This window comes from Streptomyces sp. ISL-66 (assembly GCF_018614135.1).
GTDB lineage: Bacteria > Actinomycetota > Actinomycetes > Streptomycetales > Streptomycetaceae > Streptomyces.
Map to the genome: position 1 here is coordinate 26,429 of NZ_JAGGOW010000098.1, position 8,784 is coordinate 35,212.

Sequence of the window (8,784 nt, forward strand, 5' to 3'; positions counted from 1 at the left end):
GATTAAGCCGTGGAGCGGATCGATCATCGTCATCCCGGCGGGGGGAGGCCCCGGTCGAAGCCAGGCAGCAGCGCTGCCGCCTCGTCGAGGCCCTCGACCCGCTCGATCAGCCGCTGCGGGGCGAGCAACGTCGACGGCCTGGACGGCAACCTCGGCGCCACCACCACCAAAACCGGTGGAACCGTACTCCAGCTCGGCAACCTGCACGGCGACATCACCCTGCAACTGCCCCTCGACACCACAGTCACCCCGACCGTCCTGAACTCCGACGAGTACGGCAACCCGCACACCGGACAGGCAACAACCCCCCGATACAGCTGGGTGGGCGGCAAGCAACGCTCCAGCGAGACCCCCACCGGACTCACCCTCATGGGCATGCACCTCTACGACCCCACGGCCGGCCGCTTCCTCTCCGTGGACCCCATCCGCGGCGGCAATGCCAACGCCTACGACTACATCCAGGCGGACCCCCTCAACCAGTACGACCCGGACGGCAAGATCTGCTGGTCCTGCGGCTTCAAGGCAGTGGGCCGCGCCGCCTGGAAGTACAGTGCGGGCGTCAAGAAGGCACCGCTCGCGCAGAAGGACACCATCTCGGTGATGTTCTGCACGGACATGCCCGATGCCGAGGGCCGGACCGTATACGGGGTGACGCTGCGCTCCTACGCCGTCAAGGACGGGAAGCTGGTGGCCGAGCGCAGCTCCGTGCTGCCGAGCCGGTTCAGGCCCACATCCGGCTGCAAGGGCGACGGCCCAGGCATGGCGGCGCAGTACGCGTTCAGCAAGGACCTCACGATGCTGGCGGGTCTCTCCAAGGACTCCCGGGCCGCTGCTGTCGACACGTCGACGGGTGTGGAAATCGCGCCTCCCGATCCGGACGCCTTCGGCAAGGACCTGAAGTCGAACGCCGCTGTCTTCCACCCAGTGACCAGCCAGCTCTGGTACACCTCCGACCCTGAGAATTACGGGGTGAGTCTGCCGCGGTACTTCCGGGATCCCAAGGGTGGTGCGGGGACCCAGCAGATGGTGCCGTACGCACAGCTCGCGAGCCACATGGCCAAGGACAGGGAGACCGCCACCACGGTCCTGGCGGCCGACAAGGACGACTCGCCCGTCTCGCCCTCGGGGGTCGTGGCGCAGGCCAGCACCCGCGAGGGGCTCGGCTTGTTCCGGGTGAGTCCAGGCAGTGAGGGACTCCTGAAGGAGATCAAGTCGCCTGCCCTACGCGCGCCTGGCGCGCTCCCCGGGGACACCGGCACGCGTGAGTACTGCGACCCGGCCTTCTGGCGTGACGACACCACCCTGGTCTGCCGGCACGACAGCCTTGAGCAGCTCACCTTCAGCGCGGACTACCAGCGCGTCACCAAATCCGAAAACCTGCTCCCCGAGAGCGACCGGCGCACTGGAATCCCGACGCCCTCCCCGGACGGCAAAGGCTTCGTGTTCCTGTCCGAGACCGACAGCGACCAGTGGGTGCTCTACCGGGGGGACTTCGCCACCCCGGGGGCTCAGCCGGTGAAAATCGCCGAGCTGGAGCAGCCTCTCGACGGCGCTGGCGACCACAGGGTGTCGCTGATCCGCTGGAGCTGACAAGAGTCGGCGGTCGACGGGCCGGTAGCACCGGTCGCGGTAGGGGAGACGGCTGTCAGAGCGGTCCCCGCGGTGAGTGAACAGGGGAAAGCCCTTTTGCCCGGCAACTTCTGCGACACGTCCGCGAACAAGTCCTCGGGCAGTCCAACCGCCGCATCTGCTGGCGCTTATTCACCTCCGCCAGCAGGCGCTCCAGGCCCAGGCGACCGGATCGGCCTTCAGCTCTTCGGCAGCGGGCGGAGGCTCTTCCGCCTGGGGTGCGGACGTGCGCGTTCGATTGCGAGGATCTTGGGTCCCGGGGTTGAAGTTGCCGTTGCGTCAGCTTCTACCGTCGTGATCAGGGCCGGAGAAACCGGCCCGGCGACACACATGTGCGGGAGTCGTGATGGACTGGCCGATCTCAGAGGTGGCCCGGATGTCGGGCGTGACCGCCCGGACACTGCGTCACTACGACGAGACGGGCCTGTTGCCGCCGGCCCGGATCGGGGCCAACGGTCACCGCTATTACGAGGAGCCCCAGCTGCTGCGCCTGCAACAGATCCTCGTGTTGCGGGCGCTGGGCGTCGGGCTGCCGGAGATCGGCCGGATCCTGTCACAACAGGTCGACCAGGTGGATGCCCTGCGGGGCCACCACCAGCGCCTCCTCGCGGAACGGGACCGCCTCGACACACTCGCCGGCACCGTTTCCCACACGATCGCCGAACTGGAGCAGTCCAGGAAGGACGGCAACCCCATGACCATCAACCGACCGGAGAACCTCTTCGAAGGCGTGGCGCCCTCCCAGTACGAGGAGAACATGCGCGACTTCCCCGAACTCGCCGAAGAGGTCGCACGACGCGCCGACGCGATGAGCCAGGCCGACGCCGACGCCGCGCACCGTAAGCGCACCGCGCAGATGATCCGGCTGGCCGAGCTCAGGGCCGCAGGCCACCCGGCCGACGCCGACCCGGTCCAGGCCGAAATCGCCGCCCAGTACAGGGCACTGACCGCACTGCGCGCCGTCACCGCCGAGGACTACCGGGCCATCGGACGCTCCGTCGTCGACAACGAGACGTGGCGCGTGGCATACGAGGCCGTCGCTTCCGGCTTGGCCGCGTACCAGCGCGACGCCATCGAGGTCTACGCCACCACCCGGCTGAACTGAGACACGACGCAACCGCCATCGCGGCTCTTCCTCGATGGCGGTTGCGTCGCGTCACGGCGGTCCGGCGATGTTCGATCCCGAGGACCGGCCGTGGCCGCCTCAACACGGTGCCGCCCAATCCCGTGAACAACGACTTCCCTCACGAAAGACCGCCTCCCAACGCGCTGAATAATCGCTGTCGGAAGAGTTTCGAAGTCACTGGGGCACTTCCCACAGGAGAGCGACCGCGCCACTGTCGACCGCCGCCGGCGGGGCCGCAGACGCAATGGCCCTGGCGGGCTGGCTCCTGGTCGAACGGGCGGACTACCGGGGGGAACCGCACGAGTGTCCTGATCTCACGCCAGATGTCTGGATGTCACGGGCTGTTGGAAGGTGCGCCTGCGCGCCGAGGGCCGGGGCCGTGCGAACCCGCCCCCACGTGTACCCCTACGCTGGTGCCCACCACGTGGCGGATCTTGAACACTGCGAAACGGAGCGTGACAGGTGACGGGGGCGAACGGCGCGGAGCTGGTCGGCGAGGTTCTGGGCGGGCGATACCGCGTGACCGCGACGATCGGGCGTGGTGGCATGGGTGTGGTCGCCCGGGCGGTGGACCAGCTGCTGAACCGCGAGGTCGCCGTCAAGGTCCTGCGGGCCTACACCGACGCCTCCCCGGCCGAACTGGCCGATCTGCGGCTCCGGATGCAGCGGGAGGCGCAGGCCGCCGCCCGTATCCGGCACAGCGGGGTGGTCACCGTGCACGACGTGGTCGAGGAGCAGGGGCTGCCGGTCATCGTCATGGAGCTGGTCGACGGGCCCTCCCTCGACGACGTGTTGGCGGAGCGCGGCCCACTGGACCCGCGCGAAGCGGCCGCGATCGGCGCCAATCTGATGGATGCGCTCGACGCGGCACACCGGGCCGGGGTCCTCCACCGGGACGTCAAGCCCGGCAACGTACTGCTTGAGCGAAGCGGCCGGGTCGTGCTCACCGACTTCGGCATCGCCAGCATGGAAACCTCCGGCGACGAGGCCCTGGCCAAGCTGACCCAGAGCGGTCAGATCGTCGGCTCCCTCGACTATCTGCCGCCGGAGCGCGCACAGGGCCTGGAACCGGGTGCCGCGTCGGACATCTGGGCGCTCGGCATGACGTTGTACGCGGCCGTGGAGGGCTCTTCGCCCTTCCGTCGTACGTCGGTGTGGTCCACGCTGGCGGCGATCGTCAGCGAACCGCTGCCGGAGCCCCGGCGCGCCGGACCGCTCACCCCGGTGCTGCGGGCGCTGATGGCCAAGGACCCGCTGCAGCGGCCCGACGCCGGGCAGGCACGCGAGATGCTGGAGGCGGTCGCCGGGGGCAGGACGGCGGACCTCGCGCCGGCACCGGCCCCCCAGCCCGTCACTCCGCCGGCCTTCGGTCCCCCCGCAGCGCCGTTCTCCCAGCCCATTCCCCAGCCCGTCGCCTCCTACACGCCGACCGACGCCTACGGCGCCCCTCCGCAGCCGGGCGCCGCGCAGCCGGGCATGCCCCCCGGCATACCCAACGGTCAAGGCAGCCGTCCCGAGACCAGTACCACGATCGTCCGCGCGCGGCGCCGCCGTACCCGTACCGTCGTCGCGGTGGCGGCCGCCGCCGTCCTCACCTGCGGCGGAGTCGCCTACGCCCTGATGGACATGCGGGGCAACGCGGGCGGCGGGTCGAACGCGGCGCTTCCGACGGCGAGCACCGCCGCCGACGGTGACATGTCCGACGGCCCGGCCTCCCCGGGGAACCTGACGTCCATGAGCCCCGGCAAGACCCCGTCCAGCACCCCCTCGAAGAAGGACGGGCGCCGAGAGACAGGTCCCACGCCGACCCCCGGCAACGGCGGCGGCCAGCCGACCGCGAACCCGTCCGGCTCGCCGAAGGCAACGCCCAGCTCCCCGGTGAAGGAGCCCGTCCCGGTGTCGACGGCGTGCACCGGCTGGGCCCACTCGAACCGCAGCAACGGCTACGGTTACGCGGCCCAAAACACCCACCTCTACACCGGCCCGTACGCGGAGTGCTCCTACGTGACCGCGGTCAAGTCCGGCGTGAAGGTCTATTACCACTGCTACGTCACCAACGCCCAAGGCAACAAGTGGATCTACGCCCGTATCGAGGGCACGAACACCGAAGGCTGGCTGTTCAGCGACAAATCCACCCTGAAGAGCGGCACACTCGCTCGCTGCTAAGACTGATCCGCAATTCACCAGAGGTTGAGTTGCGGGTCGCGGCCGGGGCGGTGTCCGGGCCTTCCGGCGTGGTCACATATTGGGCGTGGCGATCTCGAATTTTCCCGAGGGCCGCTCTTCGTTGCCCAACCTGCTGCCGGCAAGGGGCTCGGGGCCCGCTGGCCCATGTAGCGTGCGGGTGTGCTGGCTGGTCGAGTGCGCCCGGGGCACTCCCCCAACCGTGGAGACGGCGCCCCGATGAACCCAATAAGAATGAAGGGGCGCGCGCCCACAACACGAAGCCTTGGTCCAGCGGCCGATATCGCTGTGCGGTTCGTGACCTTGATCACCTAAAGTCTGCGCGGTCAAGGGGCCTCCGGCCTTCGGGGCCGCCAACGACGGGTGGCCGCCTCAGCCTCGGCCACGCAAGGTGCGGGCCGGGAGGCCGAGTTCCCGTTCAGCCGTGGTGAACACCAGGGTGTCGAGGGCAGGGTGGGTGAACGGCGGTTCGTCGTTCACATAGGAGCCGAGCCCATCGATCGCCACGAGGATGACCACGCAGGCCCCCAGAGCATCGGTGGTGGTGAATTCGCCGCTGCGCACGCCGTCCTCGATCACCGCGGTCAGGGTGTCGCGCATGATCGCCTCCTGTCCGGCGACGGCGCGCCGGAGGGTCGGCCGGTAGCGGGCGAGGTGGCGGGCGTTGAGCCAGAGCCGGCCGAGGTCGGTGAATTCCTCACCGCCGAGACGGTGCAAGAGGCGGCTCAGCCTCCGCCGCCGCCGTCCTCGAAGAGGCCGGCAGCAGCGAGCACGCCCGGGAGATCCTGCTCGACGCTCCGCTCACCTCGTCCGGATCCTTCGCCCTCTTCGACGAGGACAGTGCCCTGCTCCTCGACCTCAGCCCTGTGGGAATCTTCGAGGCTCCCGAAGCGGTCGCAGGAACACACCTGCGCACCAACCACTTCCTCACCCCCGTCCCGGCCACGGACGAGAAGAGCCGGCTGTACCAGCCCGACTCCGGTGAGCGCTATGCCCTCCTACGTGACCGGATCGAGCAGGGCCCCGTGGAGCGGGCCGAAGAATTGGTCGAGCGGCTGATCACAGGTCCTGGGGAGCCCCCGTTGACCTGCGTCCCCGACATGAACGCCCCGTCGGGGCACCGTTGGGCGACTCTGGCCACCGTCGTCCTCGGCCCCGCTTCCCGCACGGCGCACGTACTCGACGGCACCCCCGCTGAACACATGAGCCGTCCGTGGCGCACCTTGCAGGCCTGACCCGGGCCGCCGAGGGCGCGTATTGAGTCGGCTGCTGCCGACGGTCCGCTCGGGCGCGTGGCCGCCCCGCCTACGGGGCAGCCACACCCCCGATGGCGTCGCGGCTGGTCAGCGGCCTGCCGCGCCGCTTGAGCCGCCTGCGTCCGCGGTGATCGGAGTCAGATGGCGGGAGGGTACTCGTGGCGGGCGCAGGCCTGCCACCAGCGGCGGTTGGAGGCCGCGAACACGGCGGTGTCGTGGTCAGCCCAGGAAGAGGTGGCCAAGAACATGAGCTGGTAGGCGTCCCGTGGCAAGCAAACTTCGGCGACACGCGCTCAACGTTCGATGACACGGGACAGGAGCCGCTGGCCGGTGGGACGCTTGTGTGGGGTCTCGCCGCTGCTGACATGTCGATCTTGTGCGACCTGGCGTTCGCGCCGGACACACCCACTGACGGAAGGCTGGGCCGTGCGGAAACTGATCTACGGCATGAACCTGACCCTGGACGGCTACATCGCCGCGGCCGGCGACGACATCGGCTGGAGCGGACCGCCGAGCGACGAGCTGTTCCAGTGGTGGCTCGACCACGAGCAGGCGTGTGGCCTGTCGCTGTACGGGCGCAAGCTGTGGGAGACGATGAGCTCCTACTGGCCGACCGGCGACCAGCAGCCCAACGCCACCCCGGCGGAGGTCGAGTTCGCGCGGAACTGGCGGGACACGCCGAAGGTGGTGTTCTCCTCGACGATCGACAAGGTCGACTGGAACACCCGCCTGGTCTCCGGCGACGCGATCGCCGAGATCACCCGGCTCAAGGCCGAGGACGGCGGCCCAATGAACATCGGCGGCGCAACGCTCGCCGGGGCGGCCATGCGCGCCGGGCTGATCGACGAGTACGCGATCGCCGCCCATCCGGTCCTCGTGGGCAGCGGCACGCCGTTCTTCACCGCGCTCGACAGCTGGGTGAACCTGAACCTGGTGGAGACACGGACGTTTCCCGGCGGCGTGGTCCTGACCAGGTACGAGACGAGGCGCTGAGCAGCAGCACCCACGCGCTAGCCTCACGGTGATGTCGTATACGACATCGGTACGACACGGCCCGTGAGACGACGACATCAGCCGCGAGACCCCGTGTGGTGATCGTGCCTTTCACGAAGACCTTGCGGTCGTCGGTTCCAGTGATGCGGGCGGTCACCTGCAAGGCGGCTGCAGGGGAACTGGGCCGTGGTAGCGCGTCCGGAGGGAGACGGTCATTCCGGTTTCCCGGCGGCGGCGCATGCCCATCCCGTCAGTTCGTCGAGCCACCTCGGGGATCCCCGCCGGTCCGCGACGGCGGCAGGTGAGTCGCGGCCACCGGCGCGACGTACGCCGTCGCGCGAGCGGATCGTCGCCGGCGCGCCGGGCGCGGACCGAGCGCCACGAGCGTCCGGGAGATGGCCAAGCACGCCAAGGCGCCGCTCGGCTCGACGTACCACTACTTCCCCGAGGGTAAGCAGCAACTGGCCGGCGAGGCTGTCCGGTTTGCAGGTGAGTGGGTCGCGCGGAGCTTGCGTTGCCCGTCCGCTCGGTCGCAAAGCGCTAAAGCATCCGACTCCCTCGCTGAGGTACGTACACACAACCGGTGCGGCTCGCGCGGTTCCCCGAGCGCGCGGGTTGGTGGATGCTGAACGTCGGGGGTGGTCCCGCCATGGCTGGTGAAAAGGATCGGCAGATCGTGATCGAAGTGATGGAGAGCCGGTTCTACCCAGAGCCGCTGGGGTGGACCGAATACTCGACGTTCCGGGTGGCCGGATCCCGGCCAGGCGGCATGCTCGACCGGAACGCCGTCCGGGGTACGGCAGCCGAACGCGACGGGTGGCGGGCGGCGGGCGAGCTGTTCCACCGCTCGATGCGCGAGGCGGAGAACGTGTACAACGCCGTCACCCGGCAGGGCGCGGGCCGTTACCTGCCCGGGGCACGACGCCGGAAGGAGCGCGCTGCGGAACGCTTCCGGGACGTCCTGGCCTCGACCGAGGAGCGCTACGCGCCGGTGCGAGCGGAGATCAGGCGCCGTCTCGCCCTCGCTAGGGAAGAGGTGCGCCAGGAGCGGGAGGAACTCGAGCGCCGCGGGGCGGCGGAGGAGGCCGAGAGGAAGGAGCGGGAGCGGGTGAGGCTGGCGCGCGGGAAGCGCTGCCACGCGCTGGCGAGCCGGGCGTTGTGGGGTTGGGTGCTGGTCGGCGAGGACGGCACGACCGCTCTCGTCCACCGTCACGACGTGGACCCCGCACAGCCGTTGCCGACCGCCTCAAGACGGTCTTCGGAGCCTCTGAACGCGTACGCGCTGGCGAGCGAGCTGGAGAAACTCGGACATGGGGAAGGGCTCACCTCCGTCCGGTGGGAGAAGGCGGCCCGCGAGAGGGTGGTCAGCGAATGCTCGACGCCGGAGGACCCGGTGCAGTTTGGGCAATGGTGGACCGCGGCCACCAGCGGCCGCTGGCGATCGCCCGGTGAGCTTCCCCCGCCCTCGTCGTCCTCATCCGGCCCGGGCCACGGACGCGGCCACTCGGGCAGCGATTACGGCGGCATTGGCGGGGACTTCGGCGGCGGCTTCAGCGGTGGTTTCGGTGGCGGCTACTAGGTCCTGTTTGGAGTTCA

The 8,784-nt window shown here is 69.6% G+C and carries 7 protein-coding genes and 1 pseudogene; 7 read left to right on the top strand and 1 reads right to left on the bottom strand.

The window, feature by feature from the left end; all coding sequences use genetic code 11:
- Positions 1-9 precede the first annotated feature (9 nt).
- The 3 genes from J7E97_RS37050 (at position 10) to J7E97_RS19160 (ending at position 4,921) form a co-directional block, all read left to right on the top strand.
- Positions 10-1,590, top strand: a complete 1,581-nt coding sequence (locus tag J7E97_RS37050) for an RHS repeat-associated core domain-containing protein (protein ID WP_374224182.1) — start codon at positions 10-12, stop codon at positions 1,588-1,590.
- A gap of 385 nt (positions 1,591-1,975) precedes the next feature.
- The gene (locus J7E97_RS19155; RefSeq protein ID WP_215028641.1) at positions 1,976-2,734 is read left to right on the top strand and encodes a MerR family transcriptional regulator; all 759 of its coding nucleotides are present in this window, start codon (positions 1,976-1,978) and stop codon (positions 2,732-2,734) included.
- Positions 2,735-3,217: 483 nt separating this feature from the next.
- Positions 3,218-4,921 (top strand): protein kinase, encoded by a 1,704-nt coding sequence (locus tag J7E97_RS19160; protein ID WP_308346580.1) that lies wholly within the window; start codon positions 3,218-3,220, stop codon positions 4,919-4,921.
- Between the two features lie 390 nt (positions 4,922-5,311).
- On the opposite strand, the gene J7E97_RS19165 is transcribed toward J7E97_RS19160, so the two are convergent.
- Positions 5,312-5,668 (bottom strand): TetR family transcriptional regulator C-terminal domain-containing protein, encoded by a 357-nt coding sequence (locus J7E97_RS19165; RefSeq protein ID WP_374224184.1) that lies wholly within the window; start codon positions 5,666-5,668, stop codon positions 5,312-5,314.
- Between J7E97_RS19165 and J7E97_RS19170 the strand changes: the two genes are divergently transcribed.
- The 4 genes and pseudogenes from J7E97_RS19170 (at position 5,632) to J7E97_RS19185 (ending at position 8,767) form a co-directional block, all read left to right on the top strand.
- Positions 5,632-6,174 carry a carcinine hydrolase/isopenicillin-N N-acyltransferase family protein gene (locus J7E97_RS19170; protein WP_374224185.1) on the top strand — a complete coding sequence of 181 codons (543 nt, stop codon included), beginning with the start codon at positions 5,632-5,634 and terminating at the stop codon, positions 6,172-6,174. The two genes, J7E97_RS19165 and J7E97_RS19170, sit on opposite strands and share 37 nt — an antisense overlap.
- 447 nt (positions 6,175-6,621) lie before the next feature.
- Positions 6,622-7,188 (top strand): dihydrofolate reductase family protein, encoded by a 567-nt coding sequence (locus J7E97_RS19175; RefSeq protein WP_215028646.1) that lies wholly within the window; start codon positions 6,622-6,624, stop codon positions 7,186-7,188.
- 345 nt (positions 7,189-7,533) lie between these two features.
- A pseudogene (locus tag J7E97_RS19180) lies at positions 7,534-7,703 on the top strand (TetR family transcriptional regulator); the annotation flags it as partial.
- Positions 7,704-7,771: 68 nt separating this feature from the next.
- On the top strand, positions 7,772-8,767 hold the full coding sequence (locus J7E97_RS19185; RefSeq protein ID WP_215028651.1) for a hypothetical protein: 996 nt from the start codon (positions 7,772-7,774) through the stop codon (positions 8,765-8,767).
- The last annotated feature ends 17 nt before the right edge of the window (positions 8,768-8,784 follow it).